Here is a 26,354-nt window from a genome sequence, read left to right as displayed (position 1 = left end):
TTTATTATGAGGATTATCACTATGGCCGAAATAAGCACATTTCCACACAGTGGTCTGAGTTACCCAGACATTAATATTAAAATTTTTAGCCAAGGCGTTAAAAATATATCTCATCTCGCTCAGTTCAAAACGACAGGCGTTGAAGTCCTACAGGAAAAGGCACTACGAGTCAGTTTATATGCACAAAGGTTGGATGTTATTGTGCGAGATTCACTATCAAGTTTACAGGTTAAATTGGAAAATACTCTGGCTCTCACCTATTTTACCACTCTGGAAGAAATTGATGAGGCACTGATCAGTCAAGATATCGATGAAGAAAGTAAATCTGAAATGCGTAAAGAGCGTATTAATATTATTAAAAATCTGGCTAATGACATTGCTCAACTAAAGCAGTTGTTTATCGAAAAAACTGAGTTATTAGATAAGTCTTCCTCTGATCTGCATAATGTGGTGATTATTGAAGGAACCGACCAAGTCTTGCAAACAGAACAATCACGTCAAAAACAACTGACAGCAGATATCGCTACCAAAGAATTGGAAAGAAAAGAGATTGAGAAGAAAAGAGATAAGATAATCGAAGCTTTGGATGTTATCCGCGAGCATAATCTGGTCGATGCATTTAAAGATCTTATCCCAACAGGCGAAAATTTAAGTGAATTAGATCTGGCTAAACCTGAAATAGAATTGCTTAAACAGTCATTAGAGATCACCAAAAAATTATTGGGACAGTTTTCTGAGGGTTTAAAGTATATAGATTTAACTGACGCCCGGAAAAAGCTGGATAACCAAATAGATACCGCCTCCACCCGTTTAATCGAACTCAATTGCCAATTAGAGCAATCAGAGAGGTTAATTTCTGGTGTTAACGCGGTGATTAAAATTGATCAAGAGAAAAGTGCGGTTGTTGCTGAGGCCGAAAAACTCAGCCGTGCATGGCATATTTTTATTCATGAGATAGCGGCTCTGGAAGGTACTTCTCTGGATGAAGCTGGGCTATCGAAGCCGCTAATAAAACAACAGATCTATTTAGAGTCACTAATCAAACAGTTCACTCAGTGAGAACTGAATGAATACTGATCTGTTATGGCACTGGCTTATTGCCGTGAATCTTCCACCAGCCCAGCATATTTTACTGGGCGGGGTGATTAATGTTCAGGATAGACTTTTTCTTTAAATTCACATAAATCTTCAATAATGCACGAACCGCAGCGGGGTTTGCGGGCAACACAGGTATAGCGGCCATGTAAAATCAGCCAATGGTGGCAGTCCAGTTTAAATTCAGCGGGAACCACTTTGAGTAACTTGGCTTCAACCTGATCAACATTGCTACCAGGGGCGAACCCTGTGCGGTTACAGACACGAAAAATATGCGTATCAACGGCAATCGTCGGCCAACCAAAAGCGGTATTCAACACCACATTGGCGGTCTTACGGCCAACACCCGGTAGTGCTTCCAGTGCTGCGCGATCTTCTGGCACTTCGCCGTGATGTTTTTCCAGCAATATCCGGCAGGTTTTAATCACGTTCTCAGCTTTGGTGTTAAACAAACCAATAGTTTTGATGTATGACTTGAGGCCATCAACACCCAGATCCAGTATGGCCTGTGGAGTGTTAGCCACTGGATAGAGCTTGGCAGTGGCTTTATTGACACTGACATCGGTTGCTTGTGCCGACAAAAGCACCGAAATCAACAACTCAAACGGCGTGCTGTAGACCAACTCCGTCGTTGGGTGTGGGTCGTTATCCCGTAGGCGGGTCAAAATAGCAACACGTTTCTCTTGATTCATAAGGCTTTCTCTGCCACTCCATCCTGAAGTTGCGGCGTGGTAGCCAAGGCTCTGGCTTTGCGCGCTTTTATTTTCTCATCAATGACATATTTCCCGGCTAACAACAAACCCAGACCGATAAACGCGCCCGGTGGCAACATGGCTAACAGGAAAGGGCTGTCCAGATGTAAGACTTCAATACGCAGTACTTTTGCCCAATCACCGAGTAACATATCGGCACCATCAAACAGGGTACCGTTACCCAGGATTTCACGCAGGGAGCCCAAGACAAATAATGCGCATGTTGCCCCCAGCCCCATAGCTAAACCATCCAGTGCCGATAAACCTACCGGGTTCCTGGCTGCGTATGCTTCTGCCCGACCAATCACAATACAGTTGGTCACAATCAACGGGATAAATATCCCAAGAGACTGATATAAACCAAATGCATAGGCGTTAATCAGCATTTGCACAGTACTGACCACTGAAGCAATGATCATCACATAGATAGGGATGCGGATTTCATTCGGCACCCAGCGGCGCAGCGCCGATACAGCGGTGTTGGTGCATACCAATACCAGTGTGGTGGCAAGACCTAAGCCTAGCGCATTGGTTGCCGTTGATGAAACGGCTAACAGCGGGCACAGGCCCAGCAGTTGTACCAATGCTGAGTTATTTTTCCATAGCCCTTGGGCTAACAAGTCTTTTGCTTCACTCATTGATCTTCTCCACAGACGGGCAAACTATCGAGTTTTACCGGCAGAGTTTCTAAAAATAGCGCCGTGTTTTTCACCGCCCGGACTACTGCCCTCGGCGTGATGGTCGCGCCGGTAAACTGATCAAAGTCACCGCCGTCTTTTTTCACCGCCCAGCGCTTATCTTGCTCACCTGCAACATGTCGACCGCTGAAATGACTGATCCAGTCAGATATACGAATATCAATTTTATCACCGAGGCCAGGGGTTTCGTGATGTTCAATCACCCGACTACCCCATACGTTGCCGCCAAAGTCTGCTCCGACCAATAGTTGGATAGCGCCGGAATAGCCATCTGGCGCGGTAGTTTCGATGGCGGCAGCGACTGGCTGGCCCTCTTTGCGCGCCAGATAAAGACGGTGAGGGGCCATATTGCCGAGTGCTGAATCAGTGACAACGTAACATTCGGCTTGCATGTCATTGTCATAATTCTCTGCTGGAACGACCTGATCCAACAAGGCTTTCTGTTGTAGTGCAGCCTGATGGGCGATGGTAGATTCGGTTAACGAATTAACCACTGCTGTCAGCCCAGTGGCACCTGCGGCAAACAATGCCAGAGTGATGCCGTGACGCTTCATAGTATTTAGCATAACGGCTCCTTATTTATGCCCACGCTGATGACCATAAACGCGTGGTTGAGTGTAGTGATCAATCAGTGGAACACAGATGTTGGCCAGCAGCACCGCAAATGCTACCCCATCGGGATAACCGCCGTAAACGCGAATCAGCCACACCAAAATACCAATCAATGCGCCGAAAATCAGCCGACCACGAGGTGTTGTAGAGGCGCTGACCGGATCGGTTGCAATAAAGAAAGCACCCAACATGGTGGCACCAGAAAACAGATGCAACATAGGGGGGGCGAAGCTGTGTGGCGCAATCATCCAACTGATAGCAGCACAACCTGCCAAAGCCAACAGGAAACTCACCGGAATATGCCAGTGGATGGCTTTACGCCATAGCAGCAACAGGCCGCCCGCCAGGAAACCGAGGTTAATCCATTGCCAACCAATACCCGCCAGCCCCCCGGTAAAAATCGGTTGTTGCAGAATCTGTTCCACGGGTTGGGAGCGCAGTGAGGTTTTAAAGTTATCGAGCGGTGTGGCCTGACTTATCCCATCATAGCCAATCTGCAATTGGTGAATATCGGCACCATTTTGGGTGAATCCGGTGAAAATAGTTAATAAGCTGTCATAGAATCCAACCGGCGTTCCCTGTAATGGCAGCGGAGGAAGCCAACTGGTCATTTGTACCGGGAATGAAATCAGTAATACAACATAGCCGACCATGGCTGGATTAAACGGATTCTGGCCTAAACCGCCGTAAAGTTGTTTGGCAATAATAATGGCAAATGCAGTACCCAGAACAATCATCCACCAAGGGGCAAGTGGCGGCAGACTGATACCTAACAATAAGCCAGTGAGTAGGGCAGAGTTATCCTGTAATCGTGTCAGTACCGGCTGTTTACGTAAATGCAAGACAGCGCCTTCGGCCAGCACGGCGGTAATGATAGCCAGTGCAACCTGGATTAGGCTGCCATAGCCAAAGAAGTAAGTCTGGGCAATAATCCCCGGAATGCAGGCTAAAATAACCAGCAGCATAATACTGCGGGTGCTACGTTGATTATGTGTAAAAGGGGAACTGGCTATCTGCAACCCTTTGTTCTGGGTCGATGTTACAGGCCTGAATTTCATGAAATTGTAACCATATGTCAAATACTTATCAGGATTCTCAAACGCAGGCGTTGCGCGGGCAAGTCGATGCTTGCGGGCGTCAATACACTCAGCCGTCAGGGGGATAATATTGGTGCAGCATTCTACCCTATTCAAGCAAAGTGTAATACGCCCTAATCGTAGGGTTATTGTTCATCATTTGCCGCTCTATTAAGAAAGCAGGTATGTTTAATAAACAGCGCCAATCAAAAAAATTAACTTGCAATTTATATCCGGGTAGTTACAAGCAATTAGTGAAAATAGGATTTTTACCTGCATATGTAATTAGACTTAAGTGACAGTCAGGGGGCAGCAGGCGATTATAATAATAGATGATATGATTGTTTTATTTGTAATTAATTGTAAGTTAACGATTTATTAACGTGAGAAATGAGAGTTGAGAAAAGCGTTGGCATAATGATAGATTAATGTAGTATGCAGTGTAATTATATATTTAAAGAACAATGAAATGATAAACGAAGACATATTGTTTATAGATGAATTAATTGAATGGATTGAAATTAATTTAGAAAAACGTCCTACCTTGGATGATGTGGCAAAAATTTCCGGATATTCAAAATGGCATCTGCAACGAAAATTTAAAAGTATTGTGGGGTTACAATTAGCCTCCTATATACGTGGACGGGTACTGACGCGCGCGGCTGTTGCTCTACGCATTTCGCGTCGGCCAATCATTGAGATTTCTGATGAATTGGGTTTCGACTCACAACAGACCTTTACTCGTACCTTTAAGAAGCGCTTTGGTGTCACGCCCAATAGTTTTCGCCAGATGGATCAGTGGGATGTGCAGGGAATGCTTCCGCGCTTTAACTTCTATGAGAATTACACGCCAGAAATCAAACGGGTATCTTTACCTGCGCAAGAGCTGGTCGGGTTTACCCGGCAGCTGAATTTTGATGAACATAATCATTGCAGCGGGCAGCATTCCTCTTGCATGGCAATGAAAGATGAAATTATGCTCGATTTTTTTAAGGAAGTTAACTTCTCTTGCCAGCGAGTGTATTCCCTGTTTTCTGCCAATAAGGATCAGCAAGGGCAGAAAAGTATGTATTATTCGACGGCAATTGATAAAGAAAAACGGCATGAAATTCAAGGGCATCGAGAGATAGACAGTATCTCAATTCCTAAGGGAGAGTTTCTGGCTATTTCTCATCAAGGTAATGCTAAAGAATGTATCAAGTTTTCAATATATTTGTTTAATGAAGTGCTGCCCAAGCTGCGTGATGAGTTCGGCGGTGGTATTGAAATGGAAGTGATTGAGGTCGATAGTTGCCACGCCGAATCTAAATTACGTGATATTACATCTACCTACACCTACCTTATGTCCGTGAACTGACGCTCAACTGCGACGGCAAAAGCGCGTCAGTTCTTACCTCGTCAGGGTTTAACGGCTGATGCGCTTTGCGCAGCCTTTTTAGCTTTCACTCGGGCAATAGCAGCGGCGACAGCAGCTTTGCGCGGATCTTCCACTGGTGCTTCACTGTCGCTTTTCACCGGTTCTGATTCAAGTTGAGCTTGTGCAGCCTTTTTGGTTTTCACGCGGGCGATAGCCGCCGCCACGGCAGCTTTGCGCGGATCTTCCTCTGGCGCTTCACTTTCGCTTTTCACCGGTTCTGATTCAAGTTGAGCTTGTGCGGCCTTTTTGGCTTTCACTCGGGCAATAGCAGCGGCGACAGCAGCTTTGCGCGGATCTTCCTCTGATACTTCACTGTCACTTTTCACCGCATCTGACTCAAGTTGAGCTTGCGCGGCTTTTTTAGCTTTAACGCGGGCAATAGCCGCAGCAACTGCGGCCTGACGTGGGTCAATAGCATCAGTTTCTGGTTCGGCGGTAGCAAGCTTTTTCTCTACCTGACGTGCTCGAGCTTGTTCTTTACGAGCCTCACGAGCAGCAATAGCGGCACTATTATCGGGTGTTTGCCCAAGGGTCACACTGATAGTTGAATCTGTATTATTAGATTCACGCGCTAAACGACTGACAGCCGCTTCAACCCTCTGTTGGTCTACATCTGTCAGCTTGACGGCGGCTTGTTTGTGGCGCAATTCGCGCGCCAGTTTTTCCCGCTCAAGGCGTGCCTGCTTAGCTTCAAAACGCGCTTTCGCTTGTGCAGCACGTTCAGCTTCTTGATCAAGGGTGCGTATTTCGGCCTTTTCCTGACGATAATATTGCACCAAAGGAATATTACTTGGGCAAACATAGGCGCAGGCACCGCATTCGATACAATCAAATAAATTATGATTGCGCGCTTTCTCATGCTCTTCGCCACGACTAAACCAATAGAGTTGCTGAGGTAATAAACCCGCCGGACACGCATCTACACACAAACCGCAGCGAATACACGACTGTTCAGGCTCAGATAACCCCATTTCGGCTTCCGTGGGAGCCAAAATACAGTTACTGATCTTAACAATCGGTACATCCAGACTGGGTAGGGTAAAGCCCATCAATGGGCCGCCCATAATCACCATCGGTTGGTTTTGCGGTGTAAAACCGGCCAGTTTCAACAAATGCAGTACGGGCGTGCCAATTCTGGCCCAGAAATTACCTGGTTTTGATAATGCATCACCGGTTAATGTCACCACGCGTTCAATTAATGGCTCGTCGTCAATAATCGCCCGCTTAATGGCCACTACAGTACCGACGTTTTGCATTAATACGCCAATGGATGATGAGTGTTTACCGTAAGGTACTTCTTTACCTGTCAGGATCTTGGTGAGTTGCTTGGCCCCACCTGACGGATATTTGGTAGGAATTACCCGCAGCTGTATTTTATCCTGACCGCGTAATGCCTGTTTTAGGGCGGCGATAGCTTCGGGTTTATTGTCTTCAATACCAATCAGCACCTGCTGCGGCTGCAACAAGTACATTAAAATCTGTGTCCCCAAGACCACTTCTGAGGCATGTTCTTGCATCAGGCGATCATCGGCAGTGATATAAGGTTCACACTCGGCAGCATTAATAATGAGTGTGGTTACACTGTTCAAACCGCCCTGTAGTTTGCTAGCGGTAGGGAACCCCGCGCCGCCTAAACCGGCGATACCCGCCTGATGGATCCTCTCCAGCAGGGAGGTTTTATCGTGTAGCGAGTAATCGGCCCACGGCTGTTGCTCGCGCCAGCGGTCTTCACCATCGGGAGTTATGTGTACACACAGCTCTGCCAGACCGGAGGGGTGGGCAGTAGTATGCGGCGCAATTGCCGTGATGACGCCGGAAGTTGGTGCATGTACCGGCACCGTACGGCCACGGCCAACAGTCAGCGGTTGACCCTTTAACACCCGCTCACCGGTGCTGACGCGCAGTTCGCCTTCTGGCCCCAAATGCTGTTGCAAAGGAACGATTAATTGTTCCGGCAAAGTCGCGATACGCATTGGAACCCGACTTGATTGCAGCTTCATTTCTGGCGGATGGATACCCCCATCAAACTCCCAGATATTGTCGTGTTTGCGGGCAGTAAACAGCTTAAACATGTTGCTCCACATCTATCATTTTCACCGGAATCATCTGCGAGGCAGCTAATTGGCTGGGAAGGTTTTTAACTGGGATGGTGCTTAAATCCCACTTCCAGTTGGCGGTGGTGGTAGCAACCGGGATCATCTCAATGCAGTCCGTCGGGCACGGCGAGACACAAAGGTCACAACCGGTGCAGAGATCCGGCAAAACCGTATGCATGGCTCGGGTCGCGCCAACAATGGCATCAACCGGACAGGCCTGAATGCATTTGGTGCAACCAATGCAATTTGCTTCATCAATAAAAGCCACTTTGCGCTGCGGGTGGGCGGCAGCTTCGTCACCATCCAACGGTTGTGGCTCTACGGCCAGCAATTCGGCCAGCTTAAGCATCACTTGCTCGCCACCGGGAGCGCATTTGTTTATTTTCTCACCACCCGCTGATACCGCTTCGGCATACGGGCGACAGCCGGGATAGCCACATTGACCACACTGGCTTTGCGGTAAAATAGCATCAACTTGCTCGACAACCGGGTCTTGATCAACCTGGAAACGGCGGGCAGCAAAACCTAGCACGGCACCAGAAATCAGCGCCAATGTACTTAATGCACCAATGGCAATCCATAACGACATCATTAGAACTTCACCAATCCGGTAAAGCCCATAAAGGCCAATGACATCAGCCCCGCGGTTATCAGGGCAATGGACGAGCCACGGAAGGGGGCGGGAACGTCAGCGACAGCCAGCCGCTCACGGATAGCCGCAAACAGCACCATGACTAAAGAGAAACCGGCGGCGGCACTGAAGCCATAGACTGCCGATTGCATAAAATTGTGTGATTGATTGACATTAAGTAAGGCCACACCTAATACCGCACAGTTTGTGGTGATGAGCGGCAAAAAGATCCCCAGCAAGCGATAAAGTGCCGGGCTGGTTTTGCGCACCACCAGCTCAGTAAATTGCACCACCACCGCGATAACTAAAATAAAGGCCAGCGTCCGCAAATAGACCAACCCAAGTGGCAGTAAAATAAAGCTGTTGACCATCCAGGCGCAAACCGAGGCCAATGTCAGTACGAAAGTCGTCGCCAGCCCCATACCAATGGCGGTCTCCAGTTTTTTGGAGACACCCATGAAAGGGCACAGGCCAAGAAATTTGACCAGAACGAAGTTGTTTACCAAAACAGTACCGACAAATAGCAGCAGGTATTCAGTCATTGCAGAACCTAAAAGTCATTACGGAGCCCAAAAAATCATTGCGGAGTCAAAAAAAGTAAAGCCGCCTATTATCTAAAATTGGCGGCTTAAGAACAACAGATGAAGAGCAAGGTTATTACCCTTTTATCCGTCATATTTCAAGTTGCAGGTGTGTTGGCTGCACTCAATTACTCGGCCCGTCCATGGGCCTCGCCTCTACGAGGCCGCTGCGAGCAGCGTTCAAATCTGCTCCCGACAGATTTGTCACCCGAATCACTGACTTGTGTCAGCTCATCGGGATGCTCTTGCTTGCCGCCTTCCTGCGCCTTGAAATCTATTGGATACCTGGAAGAAAAAGTGCGCAATTGGCTTAATACTCAATAAAAGTATGCTTCACTCGCTGCGAACGTTTCATGTAAGGCACAAAAACCGCCGCCGCCAGCAGGGGCCAACCCAAGGTACGTAAGGCGATATCATCACTGATAGGCGAGAAAGCAAAGGCTTTTAATGCCAATAATACGGTAAGTAATAGCCAGAGAATAAACCATTTAGGGAATCGCTGTGAGCGGCTACAGAATAGCCAGATGACCCATAAGGTATAAATCCACATTAAGAGCGTGGTGACCACGGAGAAATACCATTGCAAAGTAAATGCCTGCGAGTTGGTCACCAGATATTCTCTGGATTCTGGCGTAAAAATCGCCATAGCATAGAGTGCCAACATTAAGCTGGCACTGAGCAATGTCACAATCAAATAAGCCAGAGGGGCCAATAGCCAGCCGCCAATACGTTGATATTCCTTAGGTTGAGACATAGTGCGCCTTTTATATATTCATCAAAAGGGATAACCCATTATGCAGTTAACCCTTCTCTACATCACACTAGCTTAACCCGCGAATACACCCTTCGTCATCTATATCAATATGATAATACGCAGGCTGTGTTCCCAGACCCGGCATGGTCATAATATCCCCAGCATAAATGCGCACAAATCCGGCACCGGCTGACACCGCACAGGCGGTGACAGGCAACACAAAGTCACGTGGAACATTCTTTAAGCTGGCATCTGCGCTGATGGACAACGGTGTTTTGGCGATACACAGCGGTAAATGACCAAAACCCGCCTTAGTGATTGAGTCAAGCTGCTGACGTGCTTGTGGGGTGAACGTGACTTCACGGGCGCCATAGCGCTGCGCCAAAATCTCTATTTTCTGCTCCAATGAGGCACTGTCAGGGTACGCCAGTACTGGAGGAGATGCATGAGCGCAAGCATCGATAACGCGCTGAGCCAAGGCGGTGGTGCCCGCGCCACCTTTGGCAAAAGCCTCACTGATTTCACAGGCAACTGCGCCAGCAGATAGCGCATAGTCGGCTAAAAAGGCCAGCTCTTCCGGGCTGTCGTCAGGGAAGCCATTGACGGCCACCACCACCGGTAAGCCATAGCTTTTGGCATGATTAATATGCCATTTTAGATTGGCGCAACCTTGGCTTAATAAAGGCATGTTGGTATCGAGAATTTCAGCAGGCAGAGGTTGGCCCGGTTTGATATCAAAAACACCACTATTGGCTTTCAGGCTACGTAATGTGGCGACCAGAACCACACAGGATGGCGCAATACCAGATTGCCGATACTTGATATTAAAGAACTTCTCCATGCCCATATCAGAACCGAAGCCGGCTTCCGTCACCACATAGTCTGCTAACTGCAATCCCAGACGGTCAGCCAGCACTGAAGAATTCCCGTGGGCAATGTTGGCAAATGGCCCGGCGTGGATAAGCACCGGCGTCTGTTCACTGGTTTGCATCAGTGTTGGGTGGATGGTCTCTTTCATTAGCGCCGTCATGGCACCTGCCACCCCCAAGTCATCAGCCGTAATGGCTTGCCCGCTAGTGCTGTGGGCCAAAATTATCCGGCCAATGCGTTGGCGCATGTCGTGCAAGCTTTCTGACAACGCCAGAATGGCCATAAGTTCTGATGCTGCGGTAATTTCCACATGGTCGTGCCGCTCAACACCGTGAGTACCGCCGCCCACACCGACCTGAATATGGCGCAGCGCCCGATCATTATGGTCAACCACTCGCGGCCAGAGGATCTGTTGAGCATCAATATTTAGCAGTGGCATGCCGGTTTGTTGACTAAAAGCCGAGCCCATGCGCTGTTCATGATACAGACGTGCATCCAGCGCCGCCGCTGCCAAATTATGTGCTGCGCTAATAGCATGGATATCACCGGTCAGATGCAGGTTCAACTTCTCCATGGGTAACACTTGTGCCGCACCACCGCCAGCCGCTCCCCCTTTAACACCAAAGACTGGGCCAAGGCTCGGTTGACGGATGCAAGCCATCCCGCGATAGCCTAAGCGGTTGATTCCCTGACTTAAACCAATGGTCGTGACGGTTTTACCTTCCCCCAGCGGGGTTGGGGTGATGCTGGAAACCAGAATCAGTTTGCCTTGTGGGCCACCGGGCCGTAATGCTCGGATATCAACTTTCGCCATAGGGTGACCATAGGGGATTAAATCATCTGCGCTCAAGCCTAATTGTTGTGCAATTTGCTGAATGGGAAGCAAATTTGTTTCAGGACTCATATTTGCTAGTGAAGGGAGAGCATCGGCAGAGGAAGACAGTGTCGGTGTCATGGTGCGAAAGTTCCTGTTAGTGGTGATAAAACGGCGGTGGCCAATCACGATGACTATAAATCACGGCGAAATTATCACACAAAGCGCTAAAAAATTGGCGATACAAATCAATAAATGTGAGGCCACCGCCGCTGATAGCGCGATGGTGTTTGCGGGTTAACCCATAACACCAATATTGCGATTTCTACTTTTTATATTTTAATTTTGTGAGTTTTGTTTTTTTTGATGAAATTAAAGAAATTTTGAGATCGGTTTTATTTTAAATTCTTAGATTATAAAAGTGGTATATAAAAGAAGCCCTACAATCCCATGGTCATATTCTATGGTTTCATGAACAATTATTTGTTTTTGACGGTAAAATTATAGGTAGTCTAATTTATGGGAAATCATATTCACTCTTCTTTGGTCTGTGCTGCGCGATTACTTCGCTTAGCAGGGGTTAATGCGGAGTCAGTAGAAATATTGGGTAAAAATGCTGCTGTTGATCTTTCGACCAGGGGGCCACTCGCCTCATTGCAACAATATTTATCACAGTTATCACGAGCGACATCGACCCGTTTTAAAATGAAAAAACGGGCATTAAATAAAATAAAACCTGAGCAGTTACCACTGGCATTTCGTGATACAGAGGGCAGGTTTATCTTATTAGCACGATTAAATGATAATGAGGCATTGCTGCAGCATGCTGATAGCAGTAAACCACAAATAATTAGCTATCAGCTACTTAGTGAGATGTGGGGGGGGGGTGGTATTCTATTGTAGCCATTCACGCTTTGATATTCGGTGGTTTATCCCCGTTTTATTACGCCATCGCAAATCCCTGATTCAGGTGCTGGTGTTATCAATGCTATTACAGTTTCTGGCATTGATATCACCACTTTTCTTTCAGGTTATTATGGATAAAGTCCTGGTGCATAATGCACTAACGACTCTCGACGTGTTAATTATCGTATTATTGGTGGTAGGAGTATATGAGGTTGTACTGAAGTTTTTGCGTGAATATATTTTTAGTCATACCACAACTCGAGTGGATATTTTATTGGGGGGTAAACTATTTAATCACTTAATAAAGTTACCATTAAGTTATTTTAAGCAACGACATGTCGGGAATATTGTGGCGCGAGTCTGTGAGCTGGATAATATTCGTGAGTTTATTACCGGGACAGCGCTGACCTTATGTGTTGATGTTGTTTTTACCCTCATCTTATTTATTGTTATGTGGTGTATTTCGCCGCTCCTGACATTAATTGTCCTGGCTACACTGCCGCTATATCTGTTATTAGCGGCATTAACCACCCGTCCCTTGCAAAAGAGAGTTGAAGTGTTGTGCAGTTGCGCCGCTCAGAATGGTGCATTTTTAACCGAAACTGTCTCCGGCGTTGAAACCGTTAAAAGCCTGGCCTTAGAACCGCAGATGCAGCAGCGGTGGGAGACGCAAACACGAGACTACGCTCAAGCTAATTTTCAGGTGCAAAACCTGCAAAACTTCAGCAGCCAGTGTGCCCAGTTACTGCAAAAATTGGCCAGTGCGCTGGTGATTGTTATTGGGGCATATCAAGTCATGTCTGTGCAACTGAGTATCGGGCAGTTAATTGCTTTTAATATGCTGGCGGTACAAGCATTAATGCCAATGAGTAAGTTGGTTGATTTATGGCAGCAGAGTATACGAGCGAAAGTTGGGCTGATGCTGATATCCGATATTTTAAGTTTGCCGGTCGAGCAAGCCACGGGTGTCGCACCGTCTAATCGCCAAATTAACGGTGATATCACCTTGGACAATGTGGTTTTCCGTTATCGCCCCGATCTTGATCCTGTATTGCGTCATTTCTCATTATCACTGCGCGCGGGAGAGCATGTCGGGCTGGTCGGCCCGTCAGGTTCAGGAAAAAGTACGGTCGCGCGGCTGTTACAGCGCCTTTATATCGCTGAACAGGGTGTTATTAATATTGATGGTTACCCGATAAATCATTTCTCTCCTGAGTATCTACGTCGTCAGGTCGGTGTGGTCATGCAAGAAAACTACCTGTTTAACCGCACTGTTCGTGAAAATATTGCCTATTCTCGGCCAACTGCCTCACTGAGTGACGTCGTTGATGCGGCCTGTCTGGCGGGCGCGAACGATTTTATTCTGGCCTTGCCGCTAGGGTATGACACCGTGCTGTCTGAAGGCGGGGCATCCCTTTCTGGTGGGCAACGTCAGCGTATTGCGATTGCCCGTACTCTACTGGCCAATCCCCGCGTATTGATTTTTGATGAGGCGACCAGTGCTCTGGATGATGAGTCGCAGGCTGAAGTTCAGAAAAATATGTCCCGCATTATTGCCAACCGCACCGTCATTACCATTGCTCACCGCCTTTCGACGGTGCGGCACTGTCATCGTATTGCCGTCATAAAACAAGGCTGTGTGGCTGAGCTGGCAAATCATGACCAACTGTTGGCGCAGAACGGTATCTATGCCCAACTTTGGCAGCAGCAAGCCGACTTTAGCCATGAGGAATCACAATGAAGTTGATGCAATTTTGGGCGAAATTAGCCATTTTCGACGGGTTAAAAAAACGCTGGCAACGCCATCACGCAACGAAACGAACCCGCGACGAATATGACTTTCTTCCGGCCTATCTGGATATTGTAGAGCGTCCGGTAGCGCCATTGGCAAGGCGTACTGCCTGGTTTTTGGCACTGACATTGTTATTGGTATTAGTTTGGTCGATTGCGGGAAGGCTAGATATTCATGCATCAGCAAATGGGAAAGTGATTGTTGCTGAACATTCCAAAATTATCCAGTCACTTGAGCCTGGTGTTGTGGTGGCAATCAATGTTCATGATGGTGACCGGGTGGTTGCCGGTCAGGTGCTGTTAGAACTCAACCCCATTGGGGTCGATGCTGAAGTTAATAATATCAACCAACAATTAATGCACCGTTCGCTGGAGGCCGCGCGAATGTCGGCGCTGCTCACTGATGCCCCTCTGACGAATTTCATCTATCCCGATAATAGCCCTGAGAATTTAGTCATGACAGCTAAATCCCTGTTGACGAAAGAATATGATGAAGTTAACGCCGAGCTGGCACGTCAAGACAGCGAGCGAGCCGTTAATCAGGCTTATATTCAGGCCGGAAGTACCAATATTACTCATCACAAGGCTTTGATGAAAAATATTCATCAAAGATTGCAGGCACTACAAACTCTGGTGAAATCCAAGGCAATTGCTGAAGCTGAGGTATTGATACAAGAACGGGAGTGGTTAAATGCGCGCGCGGAGGGCAATCGTTTAGAGAGTGAGCAAGCTGTTCTGCGCGCTAAAATGCGCAACCTTGCGCAAGTCCGATTGCACTATTTAGCTGAGAAGAAACGAAGTTATCAGGAGCAGTTGAATAAGGCTCACGAAGTTATCAACCAACTAAAGCAAGAGTTGGTTAAGTTAACGGAAAAACAGCGGCAACAAACTTTACGTGCACCCGTCGACGGTGTGATACAGCAATCCTCGGTACATACACTGGGCGGTGTCGTCACCAGTGCTCAACCGCTTATGATCTTGGTTCCAGAAAGTCACCAGCTAGAACTGGATGTGATGATCCTCAATAAAGATATCGGTTTTGTTCTACCGGGTCAGGCGGTGGAAGTCAAAATAGACAGCTTCCCCTATACCCGATTCGGTACTCTCTCTGGTGAAGTCAAACATATTTCCCTCGATGCCATGGAAGATCAACAGCAAGGCTTGGTGTTTCCGGCACGCATTCGACTCGACAGCGACACACTGACCGTCGAGGGGAAACCGGTGCGTTTATCAGCAGGTATGTCTGTCAGCGCAGAGATTAAGACCGGCCGTCGGCGGGTTATCGATTACTTACTCAGCCCGTTGCAGCAGTACCAATCCGAAGCCATGAGGGAGCGTTGATAATGATGAATTCAACCACGACTCAGGTTAATCAACCGTTGGCGGCGCTGGCCCGTGCTGCGGCCTGTTTTGATTTGGCTGTTGAATCTTCACACTTGGCACATAAGGTCGGATTAGCGCCGCAAGATATCGATAATATTACTCTATGTCGCTGTGCTAATTGGATTGGCTTGCGGGCCAGGGCGGTGAACTATCCCATTTCACGTCTGGACAATCTGACGCTGCCACTGCTATTCAGTTGTGATACTCAGTGGTACGTGTTATTGGCCCTTAATGAACAAGAAGCGAGCATTTATTGTTATGCCGATAGTCAGCAACAACATCTACAAAAACAGATAAGCCGGCAGGAACTCGCCAGCTTGTGGTGTGGCGAGGCCATATTATTGGCAAAAGCTGAGCTGCATGAGCAAAAGAAAATACCCTTTGGCTTTAGCTGGTTTATTCCGGTTATCACCAAATACCGCCTCCAGTTGCGTAATATCATTTTGGTTTCATTGCTATTGCAGGGGATTTTGCTGGTGACGCCGATGCTATTTGAAACGGTTATCGACAAAGTTCTGGTGAGCCGCGGGATGGGCAGCCTAATGGTGCTGGGAATTGCCATGATTGCGCTGGCGATTGTGGAACCCTGCTATACCTTTTTACGCGGGTGGTTGTTTTCACATTTATCCAGCCGAGTGGGGGCCGAGCTTAATACCGGGCTTTATCGCCATTTAATGGGGTTGCCACTGGGTTACTTCGCTTCACAACAAACCGGACAAACCATCGCTAAAGTGCGAGAAATGGAGCAAATTCGCAGCTTTCTAACTGGTTCTGCTTTAACCATGCTACTGGATTTGGTTTTTGTCAGCACTTTTATCGCAGTGATGTTTTGCTATAGCCAACCACTGACATGGATAGTCTTGTTCTCTCTGGTTTGTTATCTGCTGTTTTGGTGGGCTGCGGGCGGAATGCTACGTAAGCGGGTGGAGCGCCAATATGAAACCCGTGCACAGAATACGGCATTTCTCACCGAAGCGATTAGTGGATTGGAAACTATCAAGACATCTGCCACCGAAAACCAGTTTAATCGGAGTTGGCGGCGTTCATTGGCAAACTATGTCCGTGCCTCATTTGCTTGTGCCAGAGCTGCCAATATTGCTGAGCAAGGTATCAGTTTAATTAATAAAGTGACTTCGGCAATTTTATTGTGGGTTGGTGTCACGTTGGTATTGGACGGAGAGCTTAGCCCCGGCCAGTTTATCGCGTTTACGTTATTTTCGGGTTATGTCACTCAGCCTATCTTGCGTTTGGCGCAAATCTGGCAAGATTTTCAGCATACGCAGGTGGCGCTAAAACGCATTGGTACCATTCTGGATTATCCCACTGAACCGGGCAGCGCTGGGTTGTTATCGAGTTCGAATAGCCCAGGGGGGCTGGCTTTTAAACAGGTACGTTTCCGTTATCGACCCGATACCGCCGAAGTGATACAAAACCTTAATTTAGAGATTGCTGGTGGTGAGTTTATTGGTATTACCGGCCCATCTGGCTGCGGAAAGTCCACATTAACCAAGCTACTCCAACGATTATATACGCCACAACACGGGCAAATTTTGGTCGACGGGCAGGATTTGGCTATTACGGATGCCACCACATTGCGCTGTCAGATGAGTGTGGTGTTGCAGGAGAGCGTACTATTTTCTGGCTCGATACGTGACAACATATGCCAGTGTCGGCCAAACGCTGATGATGCTCATGTTGAGCATATTGCTCGATTAGCTGGCGCACATGACTTTATTGCTGCACTAGCACAGGGTTATCAAACGCCCGTTGGCGAACGCGGCAGTTTGTTATCGGGAGGGCAGCGGCAGCGAGTTGCATTGGCGAGAGCACTGATGGCGGATCCCAAAATACTGATTCTTGATGAAGCAACCAGTGCGCTGGATTATGAGTCTGAGGCGGCGATTATGCGCCAGTTGCCGGAAATCACGCGTAATCGCACAGTAATCTGCATTGCACATCGTTTAAACACCTTGCGTCAATGTCATCGTATTTTGGTGTTAAAAGAGGGGCAAGTATTAGAGCAGGGTAACCATCAAGAGTTGTTGGATAAATCTGGCACTTATGCACGCCTGTGGCGATTACAGACAGAATAAATAAAGGGGGGTTTTAATGACAATGTGCCCGTATCGGTGAAAACAGGCAGATCGTAAAGACGCCGTACTTCTTTTGTTAAAACAAGCATCCTTGTAGGCTCGAACCGCGCCTTCCCTGGCGCGGACGCTTTACTCTTCTACCTGCCTTCACCTTGCAAGATCGAGTTGTCGAGGTGTGTCAGCAGTCTAAAGGGGGGAAACCCCTTTATCGTGATGTACGGATATGCCTGACTCAGCGATTCAGATGGTAATAGACTTCATTCCAGCGAATTTCATTTTTGAATGCTGGCAATGTGGTGTCGTTATCAATAAGCAGGAATTCAATGCCGTGCATTTCAGCATACAAACGCAACTCATCCACGCCAATAGCTTGTGAGAACACGGTATGGTGCGCACCACCCGCGATAATCCATGCCTCGGCGGCGGTTGCCAGTGAAGGCTGAGCTTGCCAAATAGCGCGCGCTACCGGTAGTTTTGGTAACGGATGCGGTTGCTCGACGGTATCAACCACATTGACCAACAAGCGGAAGCGATTACCCATATCGATTAAGCTGGCATTCAGTGCCGGGCCTGCCGGAGTCGAGAAGATCAACCGGGCGGGATCGGCTTTACCACCAATACCTAAATGCTGCACATCCAACAGTGGTTTTTCTTCTTTGGCGATAGATGGGCACACTTCCAGCATATGGGAACCCACCACCAGATCATTACCTGGCTGGAAGTTATAGGTGTAATCCTCCATAAAGGAGGTGCCGCCTTTTAGGCCGGTACCCATGACTTTCAGAATGCGTAATAATGCAGCGGTTTTCCAATCACCTTCGCCACCAAAACCGTAACCTTGTTGCATCAGGCGTTGAACCGCCAAGCCCGGTAACTGTTTTAATCCATATAGATTTTCAAAGTTAGTGGTGAAAGCCTTAAAACCACCTTGTTCCAGAAAACGCTTCATACCCAATTCAATACGCGCGGCATCCAGTAGGTTTTCGCGTTTATTGCCATTCAGTTGCACCGCATCTGTCAGCCGGTAAGTGGCTTCATATTCTTCAACCAAGGCATCAATCTCACCTTTGCTGACCGCATCCACCACGGTGACTAAATCACCGATGCCATAGGCATTCACCGAGTAACCAAACTGGATTTGTGCTGCAACTTTATCCCCTTCAGTTACTGCGACTTCGCGCATATTATCACCGAAACGGGCAACTTTCAGTTGTTGGCTTTCCTGTTTGGCTGCCGCAACGCGCATCCACTGGCCAATCCGCTGATGAGCTTCTTTATCTTGCCAATGACCGGTGATAACACTGTGTTGCTGGCGCATACGTGCGCCGATAAAACCAAACTCACGGCCACCATGAGCAGTTTGGTTCAAGTTCATAAAGTCCATATCCATGGTTTCCCATGGGATTTGAGCATTAAACTGAGTATGGAATTGCAGCAACGGTTTATTCAGAATACTCAGTCCACCAATCCACATTTTGGCCGGTGAGAAGGTATGTAGCCAGGTCATGACGCCAATACAGGCGGTATCGTAGTTGGCCTCACGACACAACGCGGTAATTTCATCTGGCGTGGTCACCAAAGGTTTAAGCACCAGTTTGACCGGCAAGCCCGCTTCACTATTGAGGCTATTGACGACATGATGGGCATTATCCATAACTTGTTGCAGAGTTTTAGGGCCATACAGGTTTTGACTGCCTATCACAAACCACACTTCTGATTGCTTGAATACGTCCATCGGATACTCCATTTAATCAATTTTTATACAGCATAAAGTTATAAATCAGCCGGTTAATCACGCTTCGGTTACCGGTGCGTAGTGTGGCTCAGCGGATAGACACCACTGTTGATAGCGTTGATAAAGCTGTTGATAGCGGGCAACTTGTGCTGCATTAGGTGTCAGAGTGCGTTCAATCTTACACGCCATATGTTGTTGTGCTGTCGGTACATCAACAAACACACCGGCGGCAACAGCGGCAAAAATCGCCGCGCCCAAAGCGCAACATTGATCGGATGCCACAATTTGGATTGGTCGGTTCATAACATCAGCACAAACCTGCATGATAACCGGTGATTTGCGTGCAATACCGCCCAATGCCAGCACGTTCTCTACCGGAATGTCTTGCTGTTCGAAGCATTCCATAATCGCGCGGGCACCAAATGCGGTGGCAGCGATAAACCCACCAAATAGCGTGGGAGCATCCGTTCCCAGATTGAGATCAGTGATAACGCCTTTTAGTCGCTGATTGGCATTCGGGGTGCGGCGGCCATTAAACCAATCCAATACCACTGGCAGATTATCAAGTGAGGGATTTTTAGCCCATTCAGCCGTCAGTGAAGCCAGCAGGGTAGATTCAATCTGTTTTAACTGTGGTTGTAATTCTGGTTGTGTCAGTGCAGCTTGATGCAGTGGCCAGCTCAATAAACGGCTGAACCAGGCATACATGTCACCGAATGCTGACTGGCCCGCTTCCATACCAATCCAGCCGGGAACTACGCTACCTTCTACCTGCCCGCAAATTCCGGCGATAGCCCGCTCACCGACTAACTTCTCATCGGCAATCAATATATCGCAAGTAGAAGTGCCAATAACTTTAACTAAAGTATAAGGTTGAGCACCGGCACCGACGGCACCCATATGACAATCGAATGCACCACCTGAAATAACCACAGTCGCAGGCAGCCCCAAACGCTCGGCCCATTCAGCGGTAATCAGACCGACCGGGCGTTCAGCGGTATAGGTATCAGTGAACATCGGGTAATCGAGTTGGCTGACTAAACTGTTATCAAGTGCGGCCAGGAATTCACGCGGCGGTAATCCTCCCCATGATGGGTGCCACAAGCTTTTATGCCCCGCAGCGCACCGACCCCGCTGAATATCTTTAGGAGAAGTGGTGCCTGAAAGTAGCGCGGGAACCCAGTCGCATAGCTCAATCCATGATACCGCTGCATCTCGCACCGCTTTATCGGCGCGCGTGACATGCAGAATTTTCGCCCAAAACCATTCAGAAGAGTAAACCCCACCGATATAACGCGAATAATCCTCAAATTCGCCACTGCGACATAACCGATTGATTTCTTCAGCTTCTTCTATGGCGGTGTGATCTTTCCATAGTACGAACATTGCATTAGGGTTTTCAGCAAAATCAGGACGTAACGCCAATACCTGACCTTGTGCATCAATCGGTGCGGGGGTGGAACCGGTGGTATCAACGCCGATGCCAATAATGTGTTGGCGTTGTTCTCCTGACAGGCGGCTAACGACTTGGCGGATAGCCTGTTCCATGGCTTCGATGTAGTCGAGGGGATGGTGGCGGAACTGGTTTTGCGCAGCGTGGCTGTAGAGGCCTTTCTGCCAGCGAGGGTAGTAAACAACTTCAGTGTCTATCTCGGTGCCATCCTGACAATCCACCGCCAATACCCGAACGGAATCGCTGCCAAAATCCAACCCGAGCGAGATAGCCTCTTTTGTCAAAAAAGGGCGGTCTGCCGATATAACGTCGCCTGTCATGGTGGTTGCTCCTAACTCATTACTGAAAACAAGGATTCAAGGGCAATTACTTATTAATTACTAACCCTATTAATTGCTAACAAAGATAGGAGTGAGTGACAGCAAGAGGTGAGGAGTCAATAGCTGGAAGTATGCACTTTTCTGCTTCCTATAGCGTTTTTGTGATGCTAGTCAAAAGTTAGCAATAGGTTAAATTTGCTGAATACATGGATAAATAAACTGTAATCCCTGGATGTGATAGCGCTCTACATTCTGACACGTAATTAACGTTAAAACTGTTCCCGTCTTAGCGGATATGGTGAGGTTAGGTCGCTTTTAATAAAGGATTAAAGCTTATTAACGTTGAAAAATACGATTGATAACGTTTCCACTGAAAAACAATTGATTGTTGTTGGTGTTGATTAAATAAACAAAAAATATCTCTTCCTACAAAAAAAGTCCGGAGAACACTATGCATAAATTAACTAAAGCGCTGGCAGTGGTTGGGTTAGCGGCAGTTATGTCACATTCAGCTATTGCCGAAAGCATGAAACTAGGATTTTTAGTTAAGCAACCTGAAGAGCCTTGGTTCCAGACCGAGTGGAAGTTTGCCGATAAAGCGGGCAAAGATTTAGGTTTTGAAGTGATAAAAATAGCCGTGCCCGATGGTGAAAAAACCCTAAATGCCATCGACAGTCTGGCCGCCAGTGGTGCGAAAGGTTTCGTTATCTGTACCCCTGATCCGAAACTAGGGCCCGCCATTGAAGCTAAGGCTCGCAGTTATAACCTGAAAGTGATCGCCGTTGACGATCAATTCGTCAATGCCAAAGGTAAACCCATGGAGAGCGTGCCATTGGTGATGATGGCGGCGACCAAAATTGGTGAGCGCCAAGGGCAAGAACTGTGGAAAGAGATGAATAAACGGGGGTGGCAGCCAGGGGAAACCGCTGTTATGGCGATCACTTCTGATGAGCTGGATACCGCGCGCCGTCGCACTTCTGGCTCAATGGACGCATTGAAAACTGCGGGCTTCCCGGAAAAACAGATCTACAAAGTTCCCACTAAATCCAATGATATCCCAGGGGCATTCGATGCCGCTAACTCTATGTTAGTACAGCATCCTGAAGTGAAAAACTGGCTGATCGTCGGGATGAACGACAACACCGTATTGGGTGGTGTGCGTGCCACTGAAGGTCAGGGCTTTAAGGCTCCGAATGTGATAGGCATTGGTATCAATGGGGTTGATGCGGTTAGCGAACTGTCCAAAGGTCAGGCGACTGGCTTCTACGGTTCTCTGTTACCCAGCCCGGATATCCACGGTTATAAGAGCATTCAGATGCTGCATGACTGGGTCACCAAAGATGTTGAGCCAGCGAAATTTACTGAAGTGACTGATGTGGTGCTGATCACCCGCGATAACTTCAAAACTGAGTTAGAGAAGAAAGGCTTGATGTAATTCCACTACACGCTATGGCGCATCGGGGTCATTTGATATTTGGCCCCGCTGCAACCCAAACTTTATAAGGAAACCATCATGTCAGCACTCCATTCTGCGTTACAAGCCGAGCTGGAAGCCGAACAGTCACCGTATCTGGCTTTTTGTGGCATCGGAAAAAGTTTCCCCGGTGTGCAAGCGCTGGATGATATCAGTTTTACCTGTCAGGCCGGGCAAATCCATGCCCTGATGGGGGAGAATGGCGCAGGGAAATCGACTCTGCTGAAAATTCTCAGCGGCAATTACACCCCGACTCAGGGTGAGATTCATATTAAAGGCAAAGCCGTTAATTTTACCAATACCACCGAAGCGCTTGATGCGGGCGTGGCAATCATTTATCAGGAACTGCATTTGGTTCCGGAAATGACAGTGGCAGAAAATATCTATTTGGGCCAATTGCCCACCAAGATGGGCATGGTTGATCGTAAATTACTGCGTTATGAGTCCAGCTTACAACTCAAACATTTGGGGCTGGATATTGACCCCGATACGCCACTCAAATACCTCTCCATCGGCCAATGGCAGATGGTGGAAATTGCTAAGGCACTGGCGCGTAATGCCAAAATTATTGCGTTTGATGAGCCGACCAGTTCGCTTTCTGCGCGGGAAATCGAGCAACTGTTCCGGGTGATCCGGGAGTTACGTGCTGAAGGGCGCGTCATCTTGTATGTCTCTCACCGTATGGAAGAAATCTTTGCGCTGAGTGATGCCATTACCGTGTTCAAAGATGGCCGCTACGTACGTACTTTTGATGATATGGATAAGGTGAATAATGATTCGCTGGTACAAGCCATGGTCGGGCGCAATCTGGGGGATATTTATGGTTATCTGCCGCGTGACATTGGGCCTGAGCGCCTGACATTACAAAACGTCAAAGCCATTGGCGTGAAATCTCCCATTAGCCTAACCGTACATCAAGGTGAGATTGTCGGCTTGTTTGGGCTGGTCGGTGCCGGGCGCAGCGAATTACTTAAAGGGCTATTTGGTGGTACCAAACTGAGCAGTGGGCAGGTGTTACTGGATGGCAAGCCGCTCACTATTCGCTCGCCGATTGATGCCATTACCGCCGGTGTCATGCTGTGTCCGGAAGATCGCAAAGCCGACGGTATGATTCCAGTGCATTCGGTGCAGGACAATATCAATATCAGCGCCCGCCGCAAAACACTGACCGCTGGCTGCCTGATTAACAATCGCTGGGAACAAGAGAACGCCGCACTACGCATTCAGTCCTTGAATATCAAAACCCCTGGCCCTCAGCAGTTGATTATGAATCTCTCCGGAGGAAATCAGCAGAAAGCCATTTTGGGCCGCTGGTTATCTGAGGATATGAAAGTGATCCTGCTGGATGAACCGACACGCGGTATTGACGTCGGCGCCAAGCATGAAATCTATAACGTGATTTATGAACTGGCGAAACAGGGCATTGCCGTGCTGTTTGCGTCGAGCGATTTGCCAGAGGTTCTTGGGCTGGCGGACAGAATTGTGGTGATGCGCGAAGGAGCCATCTCCGGTGAGTTAAATCACGATGATGCCACTGAAGAGCAAGCGCTCAGTTTGGCGATGCTACGTACCCCGAATATTGCGACGGATACCGCACCAGCGGTGGCCTGATTGTGAAGGAGAAGATTGTAATGAATACATCCATGTCCAGTGTGACGTTAAGTTCAGATAAGAAAACCCCTGCATCACCTCAGTCGCAGCCACCGCAAGAGGCTCCCGCTAAAAGAGGGCTGGGGCTATCTCGCATTTGGGATAGCTACGGCATGCTGGTGGTATTCGCCGTGGTGTTTATTGGCTGTGTCATATTTGTGCCTAATTTTGGCTCCTTTATCAATATGAAAGGTTTGGGGCTGGCTATCTCAATGTCCGGGATGGTGGCGTGCGGTATGCTGTTTTGTTTGGCATCCGGTGATTTTGACTTATCTGTCGCATCAGTTATTGCTTGTGCGGGGGTCACCACCGCGGTAGTCATCAATATGACTGAAAGCTTATGGCTGGGGGTGGGGGCGGGTTTGTTACTGGGCGCATTATGTGGTCTGATCAACGGTTTTGTCATTGCCCGGCTGAAGATAAACGCCCTGATAACCACTCTGGCAACCATGCAGATTGTTCGTGGTCTGGCTTACATTATTTCTGATGGTAAAGCTGTGGGTATCGAAGATGAACGTTTCTTCGCGCTCGGTTACACCAACTGGCTGGGTTTGCCTGCGCCTATCTGGATCACTATTGCTTGCCTGGCACTGTTTGGTTTCTTGTTGAATAAAACCACCTTTGGCCGCAATACACTGGCGATCGGGGGTAATGAAGATGCCGCTCGTTTGGCCGGTGTTCCGGTGGTACGTACCAAAATCATTATCTTTGTGTTGTCTGGTCTGGTATCCGCCGCTGCGGGGATCATCCTGGCTTCACGTATGACCAGTGGTCAGCCAATGACCTCGATTGGTTATGAGTTGATAGTCATCTCCGCTTGTGTGCTGGGTGGGGTATCCCTCAAAGGCGGGATTGGCAAAATTTCCTATGTCATCGCCGGTATTTTGATTCTGGGGACAGTGGAAAATGCCATGAACCTACTGAATATTTCCCCGTTCTCGCAATACGTGGTGCGCGGCTTGATCCTGCTGGCAGCGGTTATCTTCGACCGTTACAAACAGCTGGCTAAACGGACGGTATAAGTGCACGGATGACAGGAAAGTCCATAAAAACCCACCGTGGCTCACAATTTTGTTATCACTATCGGGCAGTTTGAAATCTGCCCGATAAACTGATGTATGACGGGTATAAGCGCATAAATGACACCAAGGAGACTCAATGTACCATCGAATGGTTCAGGAACCACAACCCAATCCCTTGCTGCCAGGCTACACTTTTAACGCTTATTTGGTGGCTGGATTAACCCCGATTCTGGCTGATGGACCACTCGATTTCTTTATCGACCGGCCCGGCGGCATGAAAGGTTATATCTTGAATCTGACCATTAAGGGTCAGGGCAAGATCTTTGATGGTGAAAACACCTTTTACAGTAACCCTGGTGATTTGCTGCTCTTTCCGCCTAAAGCGGCACATTATTATGGTCGCTCACCTAACAGTGATTGTTGGTATCATCGCTGGGTCTATTTCCGTCCTCGGGCCTATTGGGCAGATTGGTTGGAGTGGCACAGTAAAACCCATGAAGTAGGGCGTTTATCCTTACCCAACAATAACTTGTTGCTGGAATTCGATCGTCTGTTTGCCAATATAGAACAGACACAAAAATCCGGGCGGCGGTTTGGTGAAGAGCTAGGGATGAATTTGTTAGAGCGGCTATTGCTACGTTCAATGGAAGAAGATCCTCTCAGCCCGCAACGTATTATGGACCCACGGGTGATCGAAGCATGCCAATTTATCACCGGCAATTTGGCGGGTGAGTTGCGCATCGATGAAGTTGCCCGCCATGTCTGTTTATCACCGTCACGCTTGGCGCACCTGTTTCGCGAGCAAGTGGGGATTAATATCTTGCGCTGGCGCGAAGACCAGCGGGTGATCCGCGCTAAATTATTACTGCAAACCACGCAAGAACCGATCGCGACCATTGGTCGGGTGGTGGGATATGACGACCAGCTTTATTTTTCCCGAGTATTCCGCAAACGCGTAGGGGTTAGCCCCAGTGATTTCAGGCGTCGCAGCATTGAAACCAATTATCCACAACGCAGCTTACGCCACCCTGAATGGCGCGAGAATGGCGAGGGCATCGTAAGGGTTTAATGCCGCTGGTCTCGTGCAGCAAAAAATTACCTCTTGTCGCGGGAATCATCATAGTGTCAAAT

General features: G+C 48.1%; 19 protein-coding genes and 1 pseudogene. 9 read left to right on the top strand and 11 right to left on the bottom strand.

Annotated elements, in window-relative coordinates:
- Positions 1–21: 21 nt before the first annotated feature.
- Positions 22–1,059: a pore-forming cytotoxin subunit YaxB gene (yaxB, locus tag QSV56_RS08170; RefSeq protein WP_046694976.1), complete on the top strand. Its 1,038-nt coding sequence runs from the start codon at positions 22–24 to the stop codon at positions 1,057–1,059.
- A gap of 86 nt (positions 1,060–1,145) precedes the next feature.
- Here yaxB and nth read toward each other — a convergent pair whose 3' ends face one another.
- The 4 genes from nth to rsxD are packed head-to-tail and all read right to left on the bottom strand — an operon-like array spanning position 1,146 to position 4,215.
- A complete protein-coding gene (gene nth, locus QSV56_RS08165) occupies positions 1,146–1,787 on the bottom strand; it encodes an endonuclease III (RefSeq protein ID WP_019083152.1) in 642 nt (213 codons plus the stop codon).
- A complete protein-coding gene (locus QSV56_RS08160; RefSeq protein WP_050157804.1) occupies positions 1,784–2,485 on the bottom strand; it encodes an electron transport complex subunit E in 702 nt (233 codons plus the stop codon). The genes nth and QSV56_RS08160 overlap by 4 nt, the downstream gene beginning before the upstream one ends.
- Positions 2,482–3,111, bottom strand: a complete 630-nt coding sequence (gene rsxG / locus QSV56_RS08155; protein ID WP_019083151.1) for an electron transport complex subunit RsxG — start codon at positions 3,109–3,111, stop codon at positions 2,482–2,484. Before rsxG ends, QSV56_RS08160 begins: the two co-directional genes overlap by 4 nt.
- Before the next feature lie 9 nt (positions 3,112–3,120).
- On the bottom strand, positions 3,121–4,215 hold the full coding sequence (gene rsxD, locus QSV56_RS08150; RefSeq protein WP_046050901.1) for an electron transport complex subunit RsxD: 1,095 nt from the start codon (positions 4,213–4,215) through the stop codon (positions 3,121–3,123).
- 487 nt (positions 4,216–4,702) lie between these two features.
- Here rsxD and QSV56_RS08145 point away from each other — a divergent pair, with 487 nt between their 5' ends.
- Positions 4,703–5,590: a helix-turn-helix domain-containing protein gene (locus QSV56_RS08145; RefSeq protein ID WP_019083149.1), complete on the top strand. Its 888-nt coding sequence runs from the start codon at positions 4,703–4,705 to the stop codon at positions 5,588–5,590.
- 41 nt (positions 5,591–5,631) lie between these two features.
- On the opposite strand, the gene rsxC is transcribed toward QSV56_RS08145, so the two are convergent.
- The 5 genes from rsxC to QSV56_RS08120 form a co-directional block, all read right to left on the bottom strand.
- Positions 5,632–7,722: an electron transport complex subunit RsxC gene (gene rsxC / locus QSV56_RS08140; protein ID WP_301211854.1), complete on the bottom strand. Its 2,091-nt coding sequence runs from the start codon at positions 7,720–7,722 to the stop codon at positions 5,632–5,634.
- Positions 7,715–8,338 carry an electron transport complex subunit RsxB gene (rsxB, locus tag QSV56_RS08135; RefSeq protein ID WP_005169885.1) on the bottom strand — a complete coding sequence of 208 codons (624 nt, stop codon included), beginning with the start codon at positions 8,336–8,338 and terminating at the stop codon, positions 7,715–7,717. Before rsxB ends, rsxC begins: the two co-directional genes overlap by 8 nt.
- Positions 8,338–8,919 (bottom strand): electron transport complex subunit RsxA, encoded by a 582-nt coding sequence (gene rsxA, locus QSV56_RS08130; protein ID WP_013649928.1) that lies wholly within the window; start codon positions 8,917–8,919, stop codon positions 8,338–8,340. Before rsxA ends, rsxB begins: the two co-directional genes overlap by 1 nt.
- Positions 8,920–9,268: 349 nt before the next feature.
- Positions 9,269–9,712: a DUF2569 domain-containing protein gene (locus QSV56_RS08125; RefSeq protein ID WP_011816280.1), complete on the bottom strand. Its 444-nt coding sequence runs from the start codon at positions 9,710–9,712 to the stop codon at positions 9,269–9,271.
- A gap of 67 nt (positions 9,713–9,779) precedes the next feature.
- Positions 9,780–11,537, bottom strand: coding sequence for a formate--tetrahydrofolate ligase (locus QSV56_RS08120; RefSeq protein ID WP_050327964.1), 1,758 nt, complete (start codon positions 11,535–11,537; stop codon positions 9,780–9,782).
- Between the two features lie 378 nt (positions 11,538–11,915).
- On the opposite strand from QSV56_RS08120, the pseudogene QSV56_RS08115 reads away from it, so the two are divergent.
- From QSV56_RS08115 to QSV56_RS08105, 3 genes and pseudogenes are all read left to right on the top strand, one after another.
- Positions 11,916–14,043 (top strand): annotated as a pseudogene (locus QSV56_RS08115) (peptidase domain-containing ABC transporter).
- Entirely contained in the window at positions 14,040–15,434 is a 1,395-nt protein-coding gene (locus QSV56_RS08110) for an HlyD family type I secretion periplasmic adaptor subunit (protein ID WP_301211848.1), read from the top strand. The pseudogene QSV56_RS08115 and the gene QSV56_RS08110 overlap by 4 nt, the downstream one beginning before the upstream one ends.
- A gap of 2 nt (positions 15,435–15,436) precedes the next feature.
- Positions 15,437–17,569 (top strand): type I secretion system permease/ATPase, encoded by a 2,133-nt coding sequence (locus QSV56_RS08105; RefSeq protein ID WP_263816484.1) that lies wholly within the window; start codon positions 15,437–15,439, stop codon positions 17,567–17,569.
- 232 nt (positions 17,570–17,801) lie between these two features.
- Here the strand turns inward: QSV56_RS08105 and araA are convergent, their stop codons facing one another.
- Both araA and QSV56_RS08095 read right to left on the bottom strand, forming a co-directional pair.
- Entirely contained in the window at positions 17,802–19,304 is a 1,503-nt protein-coding gene (gene araA, locus QSV56_RS08100; RefSeq protein WP_005164787.1) for an L-arabinose isomerase, read from the bottom strand.
- Positions 19,305–19,361: 57 nt separating this feature from the next.
- A complete protein-coding gene (locus QSV56_RS08095; RefSeq protein ID WP_046050907.1) occupies positions 19,362–21,077 on the bottom strand; it encodes a ribulokinase in 1,716 nt (571 codons plus the stop codon).
- A gap of 451 nt (positions 21,078–21,528) precedes the next feature.
- On the opposite strand from QSV56_RS08095, the gene QSV56_RS08090 reads away from it, so the two are divergent.
- The 4 genes from QSV56_RS08090 to araC all read left to right on the top strand — a co-directional run bounded on the left by QSV56_RS08090 (position 21,529) and on the right by araC (position 26,292).
- Positions 21,529–22,512 carry an arabinose ABC transporter substrate-binding protein gene (locus tag QSV56_RS08090; RefSeq protein ID WP_019079456.1) on the top strand — a complete coding sequence of 328 codons (984 nt, stop codon included), beginning with the start codon at positions 21,529–21,531 and terminating at the stop codon, positions 22,510–22,512.
- A gap of 78 nt (positions 22,513–22,590) precedes the next feature.
- Positions 22,591–24,162 carry an L-arabinose ABC transporter ATP-binding protein AraG gene (araG, locus tag QSV56_RS08085; RefSeq protein WP_301211842.1) on the top strand — a complete coding sequence of 524 codons (1,572 nt, stop codon included), beginning with the start codon at positions 22,591–22,593 and terminating at the stop codon, positions 24,160–24,162.
- A 32-nt stretch (positions 24,163–24,194) separates the two neighbouring features.
- Positions 24,195–25,223, top strand: coding sequence for an L-arabinose ABC transporter permease AraH (araH, locus tag QSV56_RS08080; protein WP_026018224.1), 1,029 nt, complete (start codon positions 24,195–24,197; stop codon positions 25,221–25,223).
- A 136-nt stretch (positions 25,224–25,359) separates the two neighbouring features.
- Positions 25,360–26,292 (top strand): arabinose operon transcriptional regulator AraC, encoded by a 933-nt coding sequence (araC, locus tag QSV56_RS08075; protein WP_019079453.1) that lies wholly within the window; start codon positions 25,360–25,362, stop codon positions 26,290–26,292.
- The last annotated feature ends 62 nt before the right edge of the window (positions 26,293–26,354 follow it).

Origin of the sequence: Yersinia sp. 22-579, assembly GCF_030433455.1 — a bacterium.
GTDB classification, from domain to species: domain Bacteria; phylum Pseudomonadota; class Gammaproteobacteria; order Enterobacterales; family Enterobacteriaceae; genus Yersinia; species Yersinia enterocolitica.
Note: the sequence above shows the minus strand (reverse complement) of the source record. Positions and strands in the feature narration are given on the sequence as shown.